The organism is Devosia lacusdianchii, assembly GCF_022429625.1.
GTDB lineage: Bacteria > Pseudomonadota > Alphaproteobacteria > Rhizobiales > Devosiaceae > Devosia > Devosia lacusdianchii.
Map to the genome: position 1 here is coordinate 1696915 of NZ_CP092483.1, position 17895 is coordinate 1714809.

Sequence of the window (17895 nt, forward strand, 5' to 3'; positions counted from 1 at the left end):
TTTCGGGGCAGGCGGCTCAGGCCGCGCTTATTTCACGGCGCCCGCGGTCAGCCCGCGGACGTAATAGCGTTGAAGCAGCAGGAAGAGCGCCAGGCACGGCAGCATCATCACGGTGACGCCCGACTGGATGGCGCCCCAGTTGATGGTGCCGAACTGACCGGAGGCCACGGCCGTCATCAGGATGGGCAGGGTGTACTTGTCCTGGTCGGTCATGAAGATCAGCGCCGCGAGGAACTCATTCCACGATCCGAGGAAAGCGAAGATCGCCACGGTCACGACGCCCGGGAACACGAGCGGCAGCATGATCTTGACCAGCACGTGCCACACCGAGGCGCCATCGACGCGAGCGGCTTCCTCGATCTCCTTCGGCACCGCATCGAAGGCGTTGCGCATCATGAAGACCGAGAACGGCAGTTGCAGCGTCACATAGACCAGGATGAGCCCGACCAATGAATTCTGCAGCCCCAGCCGCGACAGGATCAGGAACAGGGGCGTCAGGATCGACTGGAATGGCACCATGATCGACATGATGATCAGCACGAACAGCGTGTTCTTGAACGGAAAGTTGAAGCGCGAGAAGCCGTAGCCGGCCAGCAGGCTGACGATCACTGAGACAAGGACGGTGCCCGTGGAGACGATGAGACTGTTGCCGGCATGGGTGGCGATGCCCGATCCGAAGCTGTCGAGCATGGTGTAGTTCTCGACCGTTGCACCCTCCACCGGCCAAGGTGGCAGCGGCGGTTGCCGGGCTTCACTGCCACGTTTGAAGCTGACCAGTACGCTCCAGGCGAGGGGCGCGAGAAACAGGAACGCCATGGTCATGCCGAAGCCGTGACGGGCGATGCCGGTGAGGATGGCCTTGCGCCGGCGCAGGGATTGGCGAGTGCTCGGCATCATATGCCCTCATGCGTGCGTAGAAGACGAAGCTGGACCACGCTGATGGCCAGCAGGATGCCCAGCAGCACCATGGAGAGCGCGGCTCCATAGCCCATGCGGAAGGACACGAAGGACGAGTTGAAGATCCAGTAGACCGCCGTGAGCGTGCTGTTGCGCGGGCCGCCATGGGCGATGATGTAGAACTGGTCGAAAGCCAGCATCGACCCGGCCACCGACAGGATCAGCGCCAGCGCGATCGTGCGTCGCATTAGCGGCAGCGTGATGCGGGTAAAGCGCTGGGCCGCTGACGCTCCGTCGATCCGGGCTGCCTCGCGCACGTCGGTGGGAATGCCCTGCAAGCCCGTCATCAGGATGATCATGGTGAAGCCGGCGGTCTTCCACGCAACCATGACCACGATGGACCAGAACGTTGCGTCGAAATTGGCGAGGATATTGATCGGCTTTTCGGTGACACCGAGCCGTTGTAGCGCCGGGGCAAAAAGCCCCGCATCCATGTTCATCAGCCAGGCCCAGAGCAGGCTGGCGGAGCCGAAGCCCACCACCACTGGCAGGAAATAGACCGTGCGGTAGAAGCCGGCGAGCCGCCTCGGCCGCTCGACGAACAAAGCCAGCGGGAAAGCCACCGCGAAGATCACGATGGTGACAACAAGGGTGTAGTAGACGGTGAACCGCATCGAGTTCCAGAAGCGGCCGTCCTGAAATAGCGAGTAGTAGTTTTCGAGCCCGATGAATTTCGCCTGGCCGAGCAGAGGCCAGTTGTGCAGCGACATCCAGGCCGTCATCAGCAGGGGAATGACGAAGAAAGCGATAACCAGCAGCACGGCCGGCGCGATGAAGAGAAGGCCCACCAATTGCTTGCGCGCCAGGCGCGAACGGCGTGGTCGGCTCGGTCGGGTTAGCGACGCCACTGGGGTCGAGGCGGAAGTCATGCTGGTCATGGCCGATTGCCCGTATCTGGTGCAGGGAGGGCCGCGGGGCAGGGGGAGGATTGCCCCGCGGGAGTTCACGGACCACCGGGGCGGTCCATGAACAAAGGCTCCTACTGGCCGAAGCCGTCGACGATGCCCTGCATGGTTTCCTGGGCATAGGTGATAGCCCCGGCCGGATCGTCGCCGAAGAAGGCCTCGGTCAGCATCTGTGCCCACGGACCTGTCGGGCTATTGATGAGATCGTTGTAGACAGGCGACGATGGCGTGCGACCGATCGACATGGCCTCGGCCGCGATGGCGTAGCGCGGATCCTGGTCCTTAAGCGCTTCGGCCGCGACATCGGCACGCGTCGGCAGGCTGCCATGGCCGGCCATGATGGTCTGGCCCTCCACCGAATAGAGGAAGTTGACGAACTCGGTGATCGCATCGAGCTTGTCGGCGCTATGGCCGGCCGAGATGGCAAAGTTGTCGCCGCCGCCGAACGAAGAGCGGCCGCCATCCTTGCCGGGCAGGAAGGTGATGCCATAGTCGAGGTCGGGATACTCGTTATTGAGCGTGCCGATGGCGAAGGCGCCGGACTGGGAGATACCGATATTTCCCGACGTGAATGTGCTGAGCCAAGTCGAGCCGCTATCGGTCTCGGCGCTTTCGGGCACGTAGCCTTTCTCGACCATGCCGCGGAAGAAGTTGACGGCATCGAGCATCTGCGGCGTGTCGAGGGTTACCGTCTTACCGTCGTCGGCAAAGATGTCGCCGCCCGAAGCCCAGACAAGTGGCAGGAAGGTGAAGGCGTTACAGCCCCCGCAAGCGCCGGCAAAGTAGAAGCCGTTAATGTCGCCGCCCAGCGCGTCAACCGCAGCCGCAGCCGCCTCGATCTCCGCCCAGTTGGTGGGCGCCTTTTCCGGATCGATACCGGCCTGGCGGAAAAGGTCCTTGTTCCAGATCAGTACCGACCCTTCGGCCAGCAGCGGCAACCCGTAGATTTTGCCGTCATAGCTACCCGCCTCGACATGCGCCTTGGAGAGCTGATCGAAATAGGGCAGTCCCTGCGCGAGGCTGCTGAGGTCCTCCAGCTGACCTGCGGCGGCGAAGGCCGGCGTATAGATCAGGTCCAGGCCGATAATGTCAGGGGCCGAGCCACCTGCCGCCGAGGTGGCATATTTCTGCACCATCTGATCGGATGGCACGAGTTGCAGGTCGACTTGTGTCTCATGGCCGGAATTGAACGCCTCCACCAATGCGGGCAGCGCCTCGCCCTGGCGGGACCACATGGTCAACGTCGTCTGTGCCTGGACGGACGAGCTGGAAATCAGCGCGACCGCCATCGCCGCCAGAACGGCGGTGGTTGATATCGGTTTCATGTCTATTCCTCCGTTTTTGGTCGCCCGTATCGGGCTCGACCGGATTTGCATGGTGCGGATGGATGGTTCTTTGCCGGCTAGCCGGATGCATCCTTGTCCACTGGTGGTCTGCTAGGCGCCTCCCAGCACATCATTGGGAGCGCGGTCGGCGCCCCCGCAGGATTGGCGAACCACGAGGGAACAGGGCACGCGCCGCTCCACATTGGCTTCGATCTCGCCGCGCGACATGGCGAGGACCATGAGCCCCGCCTGCCGCCCGAGTTCCTTGAGGTTCATGTCGACAGTGGTCAGCGGTGGCCGCGTCGCCTGCGCCACGATCTCCCAATTGTCGAACCCCACCACCGAAACATCGGTTGGCACGGCAACGCCGCGCTCACGCAAGGCATCGATGACACCGCGGGCGATCTGGTCGCTGCCGCAGGAAATACCGTCTGGCGCTACACCCTCGGCCCAAAGCTGGGCGACCGCCTCATGACCCCACTGCTCGGACCAGCGGCCGTGAAGCACACGCCCCGATTGCCCGATCGCCTCGCGATAGCCTTCCACGCGCGACCGGGCGGCAAGATGCGCCTCGGGCCCGGTGATGTGGGCGATCCGCTTGCGTCCGAGCTCATGCAGCCAGCGCGTGGCTTCGAACGACCCCCGGCGGTCATCGATGACCACATGCGCGTGGCCCGACGGGCTGGCCGTCAGCGCATAGACCACCGGCACATCCACATCCGCGAGATCGAGCGGAATGTGCAAATCGGCACGGCGCCCCGAAACGATGAGCCCATCCACCCGACGATCGAGTAGGGCATCGACATGCACCCGCGCCCGCGCCGGGTCGTCGTCGATGGTCGACAGAAAAACCGAGATGCCCTGATCGACAAGCGCCTCCGAGATCCCCTTCATGACCGGGAAACTGAAGCGGCCATAGGTGTCGTCGGTCAGCAGCCCGATTGTGAAGCTGCGGTTCTTGGTCAGCGCCTTGGCCATCACATTCGGCCGGAACTTCAACCGCTCGGCCACATCGACAATCGCCTTGCGCTTGTCATCCGAAAGCCGGCCGGTTCCGTTCAACGCATTCGAAACCGTCGCAATGCTGACCCCTGCTGCCTCTGCAACATCTTTGATGGTCACTCGGTCGGGTTTCTTCATGATTAAAGGGTTCATCAGTGATGATTAAGCGTTTAATCATCGTGATACCTGCTTGTGCTTCGTGAGTCAATGCGGACAGGTTTAGCCCGAAGGGGAGTATGGTGCCGAGCCGCCTTGTGGACCACGGCTGGGTGACCAGAATGGTATGCTCTCAGTTAGCCCCCTCAATCGCGAGTAGGAGAGTCCAGTCCGCAAAGATCGGTACGCCGGGAGGCGTTATCCAAAGATTGTGCATACATGATGTCGACAATCATTGGCTCGTGTCGTATTCTGTCAGAGGGTATCCGGAGAAACTGCCATGACATCTATCCACACGGAGCGTCGTGTTTCTCTGTCGGAGATCGAGGCGCTGGCCCGGGATGTGCTGCTCGCCAGGGGTGTTTCATTTGCGCAGGCCGATGCGGTCGCGCGCAATGTGACCGCCGCTGAGGCCGATGAATGCCGGTCGCACGGCGTTTATCGTCTGATTGGTTATGTGAGAGCCGTCGTGAGCGGCAAAGCTGATGGCCGGGCAGTCCCGAGCATGACGCAGGTGTCGCCAGCCATCATACGGGTCGATGCGGGTCGCGGCTTTGCGCCGCTAGCCAATGAGATCGCGCGACCGGCCTTGGTGGCAGCTGCCCAATCGCTGGGCATTGCCGTGCTGGCAATCAACAACTGCTATCATAACTCAGCAATGTGGGTGGACCTCGAGCCGCTGGCCGATGCGGGCCTCGTATCGATCGGCATGACGGCAGGGCAGTGCACCGTGGCGCCGCATGGCGGCAGCAAGCCCGTATTCGGCACCAATCCGTTTGCCTTTGGCTGGCCGCGGCCGGACGGGGCTCCTTTTGTGTTCGACTTTGCCACCAGCGCCGCGGCACGGGGTGAGATCGAGCTGCATCAGCGTGCCGGGAAATCCATCCCGTTGGGTTGGGCCGTCGATGCGGAGGGGCGACCCACCACCGACCCGGCTGTGGGCCTGGCTGGCGCCATGCTGCCGTTTGGTGGCCACAAGGGTACGGCGCTGGCGCTGATGATTGAACTGTTGGCTGGGCCGATGATCGGCGACCTGACCAGCCAAGAATCGTTTGCCGAGGATGAAGGAATGGGCAGTCCGCCTTTGGGAGGAGAGCTCATCATCGCCTTCGATCCGGTGCGCTTCCTGGGCGACGACTTTGCTGGCCACATGGCGCGCGCGGAGACACTGTTTTCCAGCATATCGGGCCAGGACGGCGTGCGCCTGCCAGGCGACCGCCGCCTCGAGGCCCGCGCGCAGTCCGTGCAAAACGGGGTGCTGGTGCCCGCCCGGCTACTTGAGGAATTGGAACTGCTTCGCGCCGGAGGCGGTGGTCGAGGGTAGGCCGCCCAGCTCAGCGCACGGGACCGCCACGTTCCGAGACCATGCTGAGCAGTCGCTTAAAGACGTTGGCGCTTTGGCGGATGCCGTCATGCTCGAACTCATTGGTGATCCAGTGCTCGAGGTTGCCGACCTTGGCCGCCGTTTCGAGCGACAGTCCAGCGTCGACATACATATCGTCATGATAGATCACGGCGGCGACCGGAATGTCGTTGGCGGCCAGCCGGGGCAGATCATAGAGCGGGCTGTGTTCGACGCGCTGCGCCAGAGCGTCGGCGCCGGCTTTGAACGGTCGAAGCGAGCGAATGTCATCGAGCATCCAGGGGAACATCATCTCGCCGGTGAACAGCAACGGGCGAGCGCTGGTGTCGAATTGCGGCAGCGTTTCGCGCACCCGCTGCGCCGCCCAGGCGGTCGCGCCGGGACCAGCGCCATAAATGCTCTCCTGCAACACCATGAACAGCGGGTTGCTATCATAGCTGGTTGCAGCCATCACCTGCGCGAGGAAATGATCCGAAAGCCGGTCACGGGCGGGTGTGGCGAAGGCCTCGTCGATGAGCCAGTGGACATTCTCGAATCCCGGTGCCATGCCGAAATCAATGCCGACGGTCTGCAGTCGACGGACGGTGAGCTGGTCGCCATCGGGCAGGCGGACATCGTTGCTGTCGATGAAATCGGCAAGTGCCCCTACCGCCGTGATATCGTCGGGATAGCGTTGGTAATAGCGCCGGTTCTTGGCTTCGACGCGAGGGTAGGTCAGGCGATAAACCGCATCAGCTGAAGGCGTGATGCTGGCGAGACCACCCGCGACATAGCAGGCGCTCAGTCCTTCGGGTGCCTGGCTCAGATAGGTCATGGTCAGGAAGCCGCCATAGCTCTGGCCAAGCGTTTGCCAGCGCACGCCGTCGAACACGGTTTTGCGCAGGTGCTCGAAGTCGGCGATGATGGAATCGGCGCGGAAGTGGGCAAGATAGTCTCCTGCCGCCTGCGGATCATTGAAGCCGGCCATGGTGGCGGCGTCGACGGGCGTGCTGCGACCGGTGCCGCGTTGATCAGGCAGAATGACGCGATGCGTCTTGAGCGCTTCGTTCAACCAGGCTGGGCTTGACGTCGTCGGGCGCGGCGACTTGCCGCCCGGGCCGCCCTGCAGGAAGACCAGCAGCGGCAGCTTTTCGTCCTTCTTGGTCGGATCGACGACTTCACGCGCGAACAGCTTGATGCTGGGTCCGCCATTGCCGCCAAACCAATCCAGCGGCACGTCGATCAGGTGGTCGCGGATATGCCGCCCGGGAATGGTGTATTGCGAGATGAGCATGTGGTTTTCCTAGCGGACGCGCGGGTCGAGCAGCACGTATAAGATGTCGACTATGATGTTGGACAGCACGATGAAGAAGCCGCCCAGCAGCACCACGCCGATGATGATCGGCCGGTCCTGGTTGTTGACCGCCTGCACTGCCAGCGCGCCGACGCCTTGCAAGCCATAGACCTGTTCGATGACGATCGCGCCGCCGAGCAGTAGGGCGATATCCGCGCCCAGTTGCGTCACCAGCGGCGTCAAAGTCGCCCGCAGGCCGTGCTTGAACACCACCTTCTGTTCGGAGAGACCCTTGGCGCGGGCGGTGCGGATATAATCCTCTCCCATCACCTCCAGCATCTGCCCGCGGGTCAGGCGCGCATAGACCGCCGCCGTGGTCAGCGCCAGCGTCGCCCAGGGCAGCGCCATATGCCAGGCCCAGACGGCCGGATTGGGCAGGAAGGGTTTGAAGCCACCGGCCGGGAACAGCGTGAATCCGGCTTGCCGCGGCAGGAAATAGAAGACGTATAGCGACATCATGCCGAGCACGAAGGTCGGAAAGCTCAGCCCGATCAGGATGAAACCCTGTCCCAGCCGGTCGCGGAAGCCGCCGGGATGGCGCGCCGACATGATGCCGATGGGGATGCCCACGGCCAGCCACAGGATGACACCACCGGCCACCAGCGACAGCGTCGCGGGCAGGCGATTGGCGATCAGCGAGATGACAGGCTGCTGGTTGCGATAGGAAAAGCCCAGGTCGCCCTGCACGGCTTTGCCAATAAAGCTCAGATATTGCTCATGGATCGGCCGGTCGAGCCCCAGATTGCTGCGGATCTGAATCAGTTGCGCCTCGGTGGCCTTGTCCCCGGCCACCATGCGCGCCGGATCGCCGGGCGCGACGAAGAACAGGAAGAACACGAAGGTGCTGAGCGCCAGCAGGATCAGCGCCGCAAAGCCAAGGCGGCCGGCGAGAAAGCGGATCATGGTTTGGCTCCTTCCGGCTTGCGGCGGCGGATCGGGCGAGCCTTGGGATCGAGGGCGTCGCGCAGTCCGTCGCCCAGGATGTTGAACGACAGGGTCGTGAACAACAGCGCCAGTCCGGGGAACAGCACCAGCCACCAGGCCACCAGGTAGATCGAATTGGCGCCCGCATCGGCCAGCATCCCGCCCCAGCTCGGCGCTGGCGGCACGATGCCGAGGCCGAGGAAGGACAGGGTCGCCTCGAAGACGATCGAGCCCGGGATCATCATGGTGGTGTAGACGATGATCGGCACGCTGAGATTGGGCAGGATGTCGATGACCATGATCGATAGCGGCCCCGCGCCCAGCGAGCGGCTGGCCTGCACGAATTCGCGTTCGCGCAATGACTTGACCTGCCCGCGAATGACGCGGCCCATCGTGGTCCAGCTGAAGAACACAATGACGCCAATGCTGAGCGACAGGCTGGGCCCGAGCACCGAGACTAGTGCCAGCGCGCAGAGCAGGAAGGGCACGCTCATGATCAAATCCATGGTGCGGCTGAGCACGGTATCCACCCAGCCGCCGAAGAACCCGGCCAACATGCCGACGGTGATGCCGATCAGCGCGGCGAGCAGTGAGGCGACGACGCCCACCAGCAGCGAGACGCGTGCGCCATAGGCCAGCCGGACCAGCACGTCGCGGCCCAACTGGTCGGTGCCGAGAATGAACTCGCCATTGGGCGCGACCGGCAGGCCCGATGGCGAGAGGCCGCTGTCGCGGAATTGTTCGATGGGCGAATGGCCGATCCAGGCTTCTACCCATGGGGCGATGGCGGCAAAGATCACCAAAAGCACGATGAAGATGAAGGCCACGAGACTCGCCCGGTCGCGGATCAGGCGGCGCAGGGTGAGGTCGAACGAGCCACGCTGAACGACGGCAGGCGGGGCGGCGGCTGGCGCGCTCATGCCTGTTCTCCCCAGGTGGTTGCGACGAGTTCGCGTGTGCTGCCACCGCGTTGCGGCGGTGGCACAACGGAGGCTGCCAGCAAGGTGCGGGTATAGTCGTCCTGCGGATTGGTATAGATGGCTTCGGCCTCCGCCAGTTCGACGATACGCCCCCGGTTCATCACGGCGATGCGGTCGCAGACCTGGCGCACCACCGCAAGGTCATGGGAAATGAACAGATAGGTCAGGCCGAGCTCCTGTTGCAGCGAGCGCATGAGGTTGAGCACCTGCGCCTGGATCGAGACATCGAGCGCCGAAACCGGTTCGTCGAAAATGATCAGCGCTGGGTTGAGCGCCAGGGCTCGGGCGATGCCGATGCGCTGCCGCTGTCCGCCGGAGAATTCGGAAGGAAAGCGGTTATAGTGCTCGGGATTGAGCCCGACGATTTCCATCAGTTCCTGCACCCGCCGCTTGCGATCGCCGCCGCTGGCGACGTTATGCAGGCGGAACGGGTCGCCGATAATGGCGCCGACGCGGCGGCGGGGATTAAGCGAACCAAACGGGTCCTGGAACACCAGCTGCACGCGCTTGCGCATCTCCTTCCAGCCGGCATGGTCCAGCGTCGACATATCCTTGCCGTCGAGCCGCACGGTGCCGCCGCTGGCTGGGATCAGGCCGGCGATGACGCGCGCCAACGTGGACTTGCCGCAACCGCTTTCGCCGACCAGGCCGAGCGTTTCACCGCGCCGCAATTCGATATCGATGCCCTTCAGCACCTCGAAACGCCCCTGCTTGCCGAAAAGGCCGCCGGTGGCAAAGCTCAGTTCGACATTGTCGACCTTGAGCACAACGGGCGCCGCCGCATCGGCATTGCGGCCGGTCGTTGCCATCCGCTCGCTGTGGCGTGGCTCGGGCGGCTCTTCGAGCCAGCATAAAGCCTCAACCTTGTCGCTGTAGCGCCGCAGCGGTGGGCGCTCGGTCGCGCAGTTCGGCAAGGCGTAGCTGCAGCGCGGCGCGAAGGCGCAGCCGACAGGCTTGTGCAACAGGCTCGGCGGGCGGCCTGGAATGGCGATCAGTTCCTCGCCTGCCGCATAGTTTGAGGGCGAAGAGGCCAAGAGGCCCGCGGTATAGGGATGGCTTGGTGCCTGGAATACCGGGGCGCTCGGCCCGAACTCCATGCGATTGCCGGCATACATGACCATCACCTGATCGGCGACGCTGGAGAGCAGCCCCAGATCATGGGTGATCATGATGACCGTGGTGCCCAATTCCTTGCGCATCTGGTCGAGCAAGGCGACGATCTGAGCCTGCACAGTGACGTCAAGCGCGGTGGTTGGTTCGTCGGCGATGATCAGCGGTGGATTGAGCACCAGCGCCATGGCGATCATCACGCGCTGGCGCATGCCGCCCGAATATTGGTGCGGAAAGCTGTCGAACCGCTCGGCGGCATTGGCGATGCCGACCTTGGTCAACATGTCGACGGCGCGGCTGCGCGCGGCCTGCTGGCTGACCTTTTCATGCGCGTGGATAGCTTCGGTGATCTGCGCGCCTATGCTGTAATAGGGGTGGAGACTCGAGAGCGGGTCCTGGAAGATCATGCCGATGCGGGCGCCGCGCAGCTTCTGCAATTCGCGCTGCGGCAGGGTCAACAGGTTGCGGCCCTCGAACATCACTTCGCCGGTCACGTCGGCAAACGGCAGCAGGCCGAGAATGGCCTGCATCATCACGCTCTTGCCCGACCCGGATTCGCCGGCCACGCCGAACAGATCGCCCGCCTCGACGCTGAACGACACGTCCTGCACGGCGTGAATCGTTCCGTCCTCAGTGGGGATGGATACGTTGAGGTGGCGCGCTTCGAGCACTGGCAAACCCGCACCGCTTTCTATTAGAGGCAAATGCATTTGGGTGGAGCGCTATCTTGCCACTCCACCAGACGGTACCTCCCCCTTGATGGGGGAGGCTAGGAGGGGGTGACGGGAGCCCGATATTCGGGCTAGCCACCCCCACCCTTATCCCTTCCCACAAGGGGAGGGTGTCGACTGGGACATCGGTCCGTTAGCGCTGCAGCCAGACATTGGTCCAGTCGCCCTGGACGCCGATGGAGTAGGGCTGAAAGTTCTGCACGGCGGCGCCGTGATAGAGCACGATCAGGTTGGCGATCAGCGGCACGACGGGCGCGTCGGCCATGACTAGCTCGTCGACCTGGCCCCACAGGTTGCCGACTTCTTCGGCCGTCGGCGCATTGATGGCCTGGTCAGCCAGCTCATTGGCCGCGTCATTGTTGTAGTCGGTGTAATTGTAGGTCTGGTGGGTGCCGTTGAAGGTGAATTGCGGCTGGAACACCGAGCGGGCAGCACCACCGGCCCAGTCAGGAGTCCAGCCCACGGGCGCAATGTCCCAGGTGCCGTCCTTGGTGTTGACCGGATTGGTCATGAACTTGGAATAGTAGTCGGCGGGCGCCACTGGAGTCAGTTCCAGCGTGATGCCGGCTGCGGCCATCGAGGCCTGGATCGTCTGGGCGATGGTCGGTTCGATGCCCTTGTTACGATAGGGCATTTTGAGGGTAATGCCATCGGGGTAACCGGCTTCGGCGAGCAACGCCTTGGCCTTCTCGATATCGCCCTTGTCGCCTTCCGACGGGTAGAGATTGAACTCGTGATAGCCGAGCACGCCAACACCGAAAATGCCATGGACCGGCTTGGCAATTTCGGGGCCACCCTGCTGCTGCACCACGGCCGCCTTGTCGACGGCATAGTTCAGCGCCTGGCGCACGCGGATATCCCGCAGGGCGCCATTGTTGTTGTCCGAGACGGTGTTGATGAAGATGAAGTTGGTATTGCCCGATGACACGGTCACCAGCTTCTCGTCGCCCTGCGCCTTGAGCAGTTGCAGCACGGCAGGCGGGATGGTGACGTCATAGGTCATATCGCCGTCGCCGGATTGCAATTGCTGCATGATGGCGTCGACCGGCAGTCCGAAGGTCAGCTGGATTTCATCGACATAGGCTTTGCGCAGCGGATCGGTATCCGCCGACCAGGCCGGGTTACGCACGAGCTGCAGCGAACTGTCAGGCGTATAGGCGGCTGGCGTATAGGGACCGCTCGCGATGAAGTTGCTGCGGTAATCGGGGCTATCGGGCAGATAGTCGAGCACTTCCACCGGCGCTGGAGCCGAGGCCGGCAGCGACAGCATGAAGATGAAGTCGCCGGCGCGCTGGGTCAGCTTGATGATGATGGTTTCATCGTCGGGTGTTTCGATCCCGGTGATGTCATTGCTTTCGATATAGGCCTTCATGGCTTCGACCGTCGGCTCCACGGCGGCGAAGCCTTCGCAGAAGGCAGCAAGGCCTGCGACGAGATCGGTAAAGTAGGTGAGCGAGGCCGAGCCGAGCGCCGGATTGCACATGCGCTTGACGCCACGCTCGAAGTCGACCGAGGTGATCTGCCGTGGGCCCGTTGGCGTATTCCAGTTGGCGCCCTGGCGCAGCTTGAAGGTGTAGGTCAGGCCGTCGTCGGTCGGCTGCGGCACTTCGGTGGCAAGGTCGCCGGCCGGGGTGACGCGCACCAGTTCATCGGTCGAAGCGGCGTAGGAAATGAGCTGCCGCGTGGTCGCGCGCAGGAAATTGTTGGTCGTCACCAGCGCCGCCGATGTCGGGTCAAAGTGGTCGAGATCCTCGGTGCCCAGAATGCGCAGCGTGCCGCCGGGCTGCCCTTCCTGCGCAGAAACCGTGGGAATACCGGCCAGCGCGGTCGTGGCAACCAGCGCGCCTGCAAAGGCGAATTTTTGGATTTTCCTGATCATGAACGCTCCCTCCGAGCAAATGCTGTCTCGTCGTTCCAGCCGCTTAACTGCGGTCGAGGTCGCATTGACACAAAACAAATCCTTGCTGTCAACAAGTTTGTCGCCAGTTTGGCGACAGCAATTTGGCCTAGTACGCCGATGCAAGTCGCGACAGGGGAAGGGTGGATTTTCTTGTCGACAAACTAAATACAAGAAGCTAGACGTATTGCCCAACACACCAGATACGCCATGCGGCCACGGAGAATTTTATGAACAAGAGCGACTTCAAGGGCGTCCTCCCAGCGATCACCACCAAGATGACGGCGGACCAGGAAGTAGACTTCGCCGGGGTGCGGGCCGACGTTGCCTTTCAGATCGAGGCGGGTGTCGATGGCATCATCGTCTGCGGGTCGTTGGGCGAGGCGTCGAGCCTCGTCGCGACCGAAAAGCTGGCCATCGCCAAAGCCGCCATCGAGGAAGCCGCTGGCCGCGTGCCGGTGCTGCTGACCATTGCAGAAGACTCTACCCGTGCCGGCGCCGCGCTGGCCGCCGAAGCCGAAAAGATCGGCGTCAAAGGGCTGATGGTGCTGCCGGCCATGCGCTATCTCGCCGACGACCGCGAAGTGGTGGCCCACTATCGCGCTATCGCCGCGGCGTCGAGCCTGCCGATCATCGTCTACAATAACCCGTTGGCCTATGGCATCGACATCAGCGAGGCCATGCTCAAGGAAATGGCCGACGAGCCGAAGTTCGTGGCGATCAAGGAATCCACCGGCGACACGCGCCGCATCAACGAGACTATCAAGGCATTGGGCGATCGCTACCAGCTACTGACCGGCGTCGACGACCTGGCGCTCGAGAGCCTGATCCTGGGTTGCCAGGGCTGGATCGCCGGTCTCGTGGTGGCTTTCCCCAAGGAAACCGTGGCGATCTACAAGCTGGTGCAGCAGGGTCGCATTCCCGAAGCGCTGGAAATCTACCGCTGGTTCCTGCCGCTGCTGCACCTCGATATCGGGGCGAAATTCGTCCACAACATCAAGTTCGCCGAGCACATCGTCCGCGGCACCTCGCCGGTCATGCGCGCGCCGCGGCTTGAATTGGTCGGCGCCGAAGCCGCCCATATCCGTGCAGTCGTTGAGGAAGGGCTGAAGAACCGCCCCGACCTGGCCAAGTACGGCTTCTAGGCCGACCGAGGGCCACTCTCAGAACGACGGGGTCATCCCGGCGAAGGCCCCGGCCTTTGCCGGGATGACATCGTGCTGGGGGATGCCGCTTCGCCTGTCCAGACTACTGAAAGCGGACGATCGACAGCGCTTCGGGCATAGAATTCGCCCCGCTCATGGCACTGGCGACCAGACGCGCCGTGACGGCGCTGAGCGTCAGGCCCAGATGACCATGGCCAAAGGCGAAGACGATCCGGTTGTCCGCCGGATGCTGCCCGATAACCGGCAGTGAGTCCGGCGTTGATGGACGGCGCCCCATCCACTCGGTGCCACCTTCGGGCAGGGACGGGATGTAACGCCGCAGTTTCTCGCGCATAGCCTTGGCGCGGCCGAAATTGGGGCTGGTCTCGGGCTTGGCCAGTTCCACCGCGCCGCCGATACGCAGGCCGTCGACCAATGGCGAAGCAATAAAACCGTGATCGGCCAGGCCGACCGGCAGGTCCAGGTTCCAGCCGAGATCGGTATAGGTCGTGTTGTAGCCGCGCTCGGTTTCCAGCAGCACCCTGAGCCCCAGCCCCCGCACCAGATCGCGCGACCAGACCCCGGCGGCTACCACGACCTTGTCGAACACCTGTTCGGGTTGTCCTGCCAGACGAAGGGCGACGCCGCGGCCGCCCTGCTCGATACCGGTAACCTGGCCGCGCACCAACTGACCGGAGTGGCGCACGAAATCCTGGTACTGACGCAATACCGTCAGCGGATTGGAGACCATCCAGTAAATCGGCTGATGCACCGCACCAAAGAAACGCCCCTCCAATTGCGGCACCATGCGGCGCGCCGTTTCCGGCGAAATGGCTTCATAGTCGTAGCCGAGCGCCTGCTTGACCGAGGCGGCCTCGTGCAGGGCGCCCTTGAGGCTGGTCTCACTGTCATGCAGCGAGATGTAGCCGGTCTGCCGCAGGTGACCCTCGATGCCAGCAATCCGCGCCAGGGACTCATGATCAGCCAGGGCGGTCTGCATCAGGTCGGTCAACGCCGCGCGGGCCTTGGCGCCCCGGGCTGGTGTCGATGCCGCCAGGAAAGCCAGTAGCCACGGCGTCAGTGCCGGCAGGTCCTGCCAGCGAAGAGTTAGGGGCCCCAAGGGGTCGAGCAGCCATTTCGGTACGGCCGTCAGCATGCCCGGGCTGGCCAGCGGGGCAATTTCCGGCAGGGCGATCAGTGCGGCATTCCCCGCCGATGTCGGCAGGCCCTCGGGGTCGGCATCGAACACCGTTACCTGGTGGCCGTCGCCAATAAGCCGGGTGGCGATGGCCGCGCCGACAATTCCGGTGCCAACGATGCCAATGCGAGCCATGCCGGTATCCTGTTAAAGAGCGATATTGGAGACAGTGTCACGCGCGATATAGCGCTGGATCTGCTGCACGATCTGTGCCGCGTGCGTAGCCGCGAGTTTGTCGGCCAGCTCGGCATCGCCGGCCTCGATTGCCGCCACCATGTGACTGTGATCGTCGACATATTGATGCGGCAGCCGATCATCGAACGATCGGTAATAAATGCGCAGAATGCGCCGGCCCTCGTCGAGCAGGCGAGCAAACAGGTTGGTGAAATAGCTGTTGCCACCGGCCTCGGCAATGGCGACGTGAAAGTCGCGGTTGGCCTGGATCATGTCCAGCGCATCGCGCCGTTCCACGGCGTCGGCATAGGCCGCCTCATAGCTCCGGATGGCGACCAGATGCTCGACGCGGCGATTGATAGCAGCGGCCCTCGTGGTGACGCGATACATCAGCGTCAGCGCTTCGAAATAGGTGGGCAATTGCGCGAAATCGATGGTCGCGACGACGGTGTTGCGGTTCGGCAGCGTCTTGGCGAGGCCCTCGGCCACCAGCCGAACCAGCGCTTCGCGTATCGGCGTGCGCGACATCTTGAACTGCTCGGACAGAGTCACCTCGTCCAACGGACTACCCGGCTCCAGCGCCAGCTCCAGGATCGATTGGCGCAATTGTTGGTAGACCGTCTGGGCGCCCGAACCGCGTGTCCGGTCGGGCTTCTCTGCCTTGACCGCCGTATCGCCAGTGTCTCGCGTTTTCACGTTCTGCTCCGTTGGTGGACATGCCGTATGGCTCGTCAACTAACCCGTTCCGATACAACTAGACCAGTACATTGCAATTTCGCCGTCGCCATGCAAGGTAAACCGTATTCAGTTTGTCGACAAACAATTCCTGCGTCTTGATCCTCTGTTGCGGAAGTGTGTGCTATGCCCTCAAAACCTGTCGCGCTTCTGCCCGCCCAGCGTCTCGTTGCCTTACGGCGGCAGCTCAGCGCCATGGGACTCCACGGCGTGATCATCCCCCGATTCGATGCGTATCAGGGGGAGGTCGTCGCGCCGCATGATCAGAGACTGGGCTATGTCTCTGGTTTCACGGGCTCAGCGGGTATTGCCTTGGTCACGGCCGACCGGGCTCTGCTGTTTGTCGATGGTCGCTATCAGGTGCAAGCGCGCCGTGAAGTCGATCTATCCGCCTTCGAAATCGAGCACTTCTACGATGCGCCCTTGGAGCAGTGGTTGTCGCGCCATACCGCGGCGGGCCAGCGGGTCGGCGTCAATACGATGCTGGTGCCAGGCAAGCTGTTCGACTCATTGAAGACGGCGCTGGAAGCTGCCGGTGGAGAACTGGTTGGGCTCGAGGCGGATTTGGTCGACGCGATCTGGCCCGACCAGCCGGAGCCGCCATTGGGCGCCATCAAGCCATTTCCGTTGGCTTTCGCCGGCGAGGATAGCGCCACCAAACGCGGCCGCATCGCCGCCGAGCTCAAGCGGATTGGGGCTGATTTGCTGGTCGAAACCCAGCCCGACAATATTGCCTGGCTGCTCAACATCCGCGGCAGCGACATCGCGCATACGCCCGTCGCGCATTCGGCCGTTTTGCTCGATGACACGGGCGCGGCGGAGTGGTTCGTCGATGCGCGCAAATTGCCCAATGACCAAGACAGCGTGCTGAGTGCCGGTCTCAATCTGCGTCCTGCGGAGGGCCTCCTCGATGCTATCGCTGAGCGCGCGTCAGGTCGCACCGTCGCCGTCGACCCTGCCTTTGCTCCGGTTGCCGTGCGGCAGGCGGTGGAGCGGGCAGGGGGCGGGATTGCGTCTCAGTTCAGCCCGGTTACCATGGCCAAGGCGATCAAGAACCCGGTTGAGCTCGATGGTTTCCGCAGCGCGCATGTCGAAGATGGTATCGCCTGGGTGGAATTCATTGCCTGGCTGATGGAGCAAGGCCCCAAGCGGCTCGCGGCTGGCAATCCGATAAACGAGATGGAAGCACAGGCCGAACTGCTCAAGTTCCGCCAGCAGCGCGAGCATTTCGTCGAAGAGAGTTTCGCGCCCATAGCCGCCTCCGGCAGCAATGCTGCCATGTGCCATTACTCCGCCAAACCAAGCACCAACGCCCCGATCACGGCCGAGCTGCCGTTTCTCATCGATACAGGCGGACAGTATTTCGGCGGCACGACCGATGCCACGCGGACCATCATGCTTGGCCGGCCCAGCGCGGATGTCCGGCGCACCTATACCGCCGTGCTGCAAGGCTTCATCGCGCTGATGACGGCGCAATTCCCGGTCACGGCGACCGGGCACTATCTCGATGCACTGGCGCGCCGGCCGCTCTGGGATCTGGGGCTGGACTTCGACCATGGCACGGGCCATGGCGTCGGCCATTTCTTGTCTGTGCACGAACACCCCCACCGCTTCGGCAAGACGGTGAACACCTTCACCTTCGAGCCTGGGGTCATCATGACTATCGAGCCAGGATATTATCAGGAGAACGGCTTCGGCCTGCGGGTGGAAAACCAGGTGGAAGTGGTCGCGGGTGCACCGGGCTTTTTGCGGTTCGCCACGCTGACGCTGGTGCCGATCGATCTGTCGATGGCCGACGCGGCACAACTGAACCGCAGCGACATTGCGTATTTGGACGCCTATCATGCGCAGGTGCGGGCCGCCTTGACCGGCCGCCTTTCGCAACGGGCGGAAGCCTATCTTGTCGAGGCCACCGCCCCGCTGCACGAACAGCTTGGCGCCTTGGCGGCCTAGCCAATTA

14 protein-coding genes are annotated in these 17895 nt (G+C 63.1%); 3 read left to right on the top strand and 11 right to left on the bottom strand.

All coding sequences use genetic code 11. From position 1 onward, the window contains the following. Nucleotides 1-27: 27 nt before the first annotated feature. The 4 genes from MF606_RS08110 to MF606_RS08125 form a co-directional block, all read right to left on the bottom strand. A complete protein-coding gene (locus MF606_RS08110; RefSeq protein ID WP_240233298.1) occupies nucleotides 28-894 on the bottom strand; it encodes a carbohydrate ABC transporter permease in 867 nt (288 codons plus the stop codon). Continuing rightward, nucleotides 894-1835 (bottom strand): carbohydrate ABC transporter permease, encoded by a 942-nt coding sequence (locus tag MF606_RS08115; RefSeq protein WP_240233299.1) that lies wholly within the window; start codon nucleotides 1833-1835, stop codon nucleotides 894-896. Before MF606_RS08115 ends, MF606_RS08110 begins: the two co-directional genes overlap by 1 nt. A gap of 101 nt (nucleotides 1836-1936) precedes the next feature. Continuing rightward, nucleotides 1937-3187, bottom strand: coding sequence for an ABC transporter substrate-binding protein (locus MF606_RS08120; protein ID WP_420842245.1), 1251 nt, complete (start codon nucleotides 3185-3187; stop codon nucleotides 1937-1939). Between the two features lie 111 nt (nucleotides 3188-3298). Beyond that, a complete protein-coding gene (locus MF606_RS08125) occupies nucleotides 3299-4309 on the bottom strand; it encodes a LacI family DNA-binding transcriptional regulator (protein ID WP_338084433.1) in 1011 nt (336 codons plus the stop codon). Nucleotides 4310-4625: 316 nt separating this feature from the next. Here MF606_RS08125 and MF606_RS08130 point away from each other — a divergent pair, with 316 nt between their 5' ends. Further along, entirely contained in the window at nucleotides 4626-5669 is a 1044-nt protein-coding gene (locus MF606_RS08130; RefSeq protein WP_240233301.1) for an Ldh family oxidoreductase, read from the top strand. A 10-nt stretch (nucleotides 5670-5679) separates the two neighbouring features. On the opposite strand, the gene MF606_RS08135 is transcribed toward MF606_RS08130, so the two are convergent. From MF606_RS08135 to MF606_RS08155, 5 genes are all read right to left on the bottom strand, one after another. Then, nucleotides 5680-6981, bottom strand: coding sequence for an alpha/beta fold hydrolase (locus MF606_RS08135; RefSeq protein ID WP_240233302.1), 1302 nt, complete (start codon nucleotides 6979-6981; stop codon nucleotides 5680-5682). Nucleotides 6982-6990: 9 nt separating this feature from the next. Next, entirely contained in the window at nucleotides 6991-7944 is a 954-nt protein-coding gene (locus tag MF606_RS08140) for an ABC transporter permease (RefSeq protein ID WP_240233303.1), read from the bottom strand. After that, nucleotides 7941-8885: an ABC transporter permease gene (locus tag MF606_RS08145; protein WP_240233304.1), complete on the bottom strand. Its 945-nt coding sequence runs from the start codon at nucleotides 8883-8885 to the stop codon at nucleotides 7941-7943. The genes MF606_RS08140 and MF606_RS08145 overlap by 4 nt, the downstream gene beginning before the upstream one ends. After that, a complete protein-coding gene (locus MF606_RS08150; protein ID WP_240233305.1) occupies nucleotides 8882-10726 on the bottom strand; it encodes an ABC transporter ATP-binding protein in 1845 nt (614 codons plus the stop codon). The genes MF606_RS08145 and MF606_RS08150 overlap by 4 nt, the downstream gene beginning before the upstream one ends. Nucleotides 10727-10919: 193 nt before the next feature. Continuing rightward, on the bottom strand, nucleotides 10920-12665 hold the full coding sequence (locus MF606_RS08155) for an ABC transporter substrate-binding protein (RefSeq protein ID WP_240233306.1): 1746 nt from the start codon (nucleotides 12663-12665) through the stop codon (nucleotides 10920-10922). Nucleotides 12666-12913: 248 nt separating this feature from the next. On the opposite strand from MF606_RS08155, the gene MF606_RS08160 reads away from it, so the two are divergent. Beyond that, nucleotides 12914-13828 carry a dihydrodipicolinate synthase family protein gene (locus tag MF606_RS08160; protein ID WP_240233307.1) on the top strand — a complete coding sequence of 305 codons (915 nt, stop codon included), beginning with the start codon at nucleotides 12914-12916 and terminating at the stop codon, nucleotides 13826-13828. Nucleotides 13829-13931: 103 nt separating this feature from the next. Here the strand turns inward: MF606_RS08160 and MF606_RS08165 are convergent, their stop codons facing one another. Further along, a complete protein-coding gene (locus MF606_RS08165) occupies nucleotides 13932-15161 on the bottom strand; it encodes an NAD(P)/FAD-dependent oxidoreductase (protein WP_240233308.1) in 1230 nt (409 codons plus the stop codon). 12 nt (nucleotides 15162-15173) lie between these two features. Beyond that, entirely contained in the window at nucleotides 15174-15896 is a 723-nt protein-coding gene (locus MF606_RS08170) for a GntR family transcriptional regulator (RefSeq protein WP_240233309.1), read from the bottom strand. Between the two features lie 165 nt (nucleotides 15897-16061). Between MF606_RS08170 and MF606_RS08175 the strand changes: the two genes are divergently transcribed. Continuing rightward, a complete protein-coding gene (locus tag MF606_RS08175; protein ID WP_240233310.1) occupies nucleotides 16062-17888 on the top strand; it encodes an aminopeptidase P family protein in 1827 nt (608 codons plus the stop codon). Nucleotides 17889-17895 lie beyond the last annotated feature (7 nt).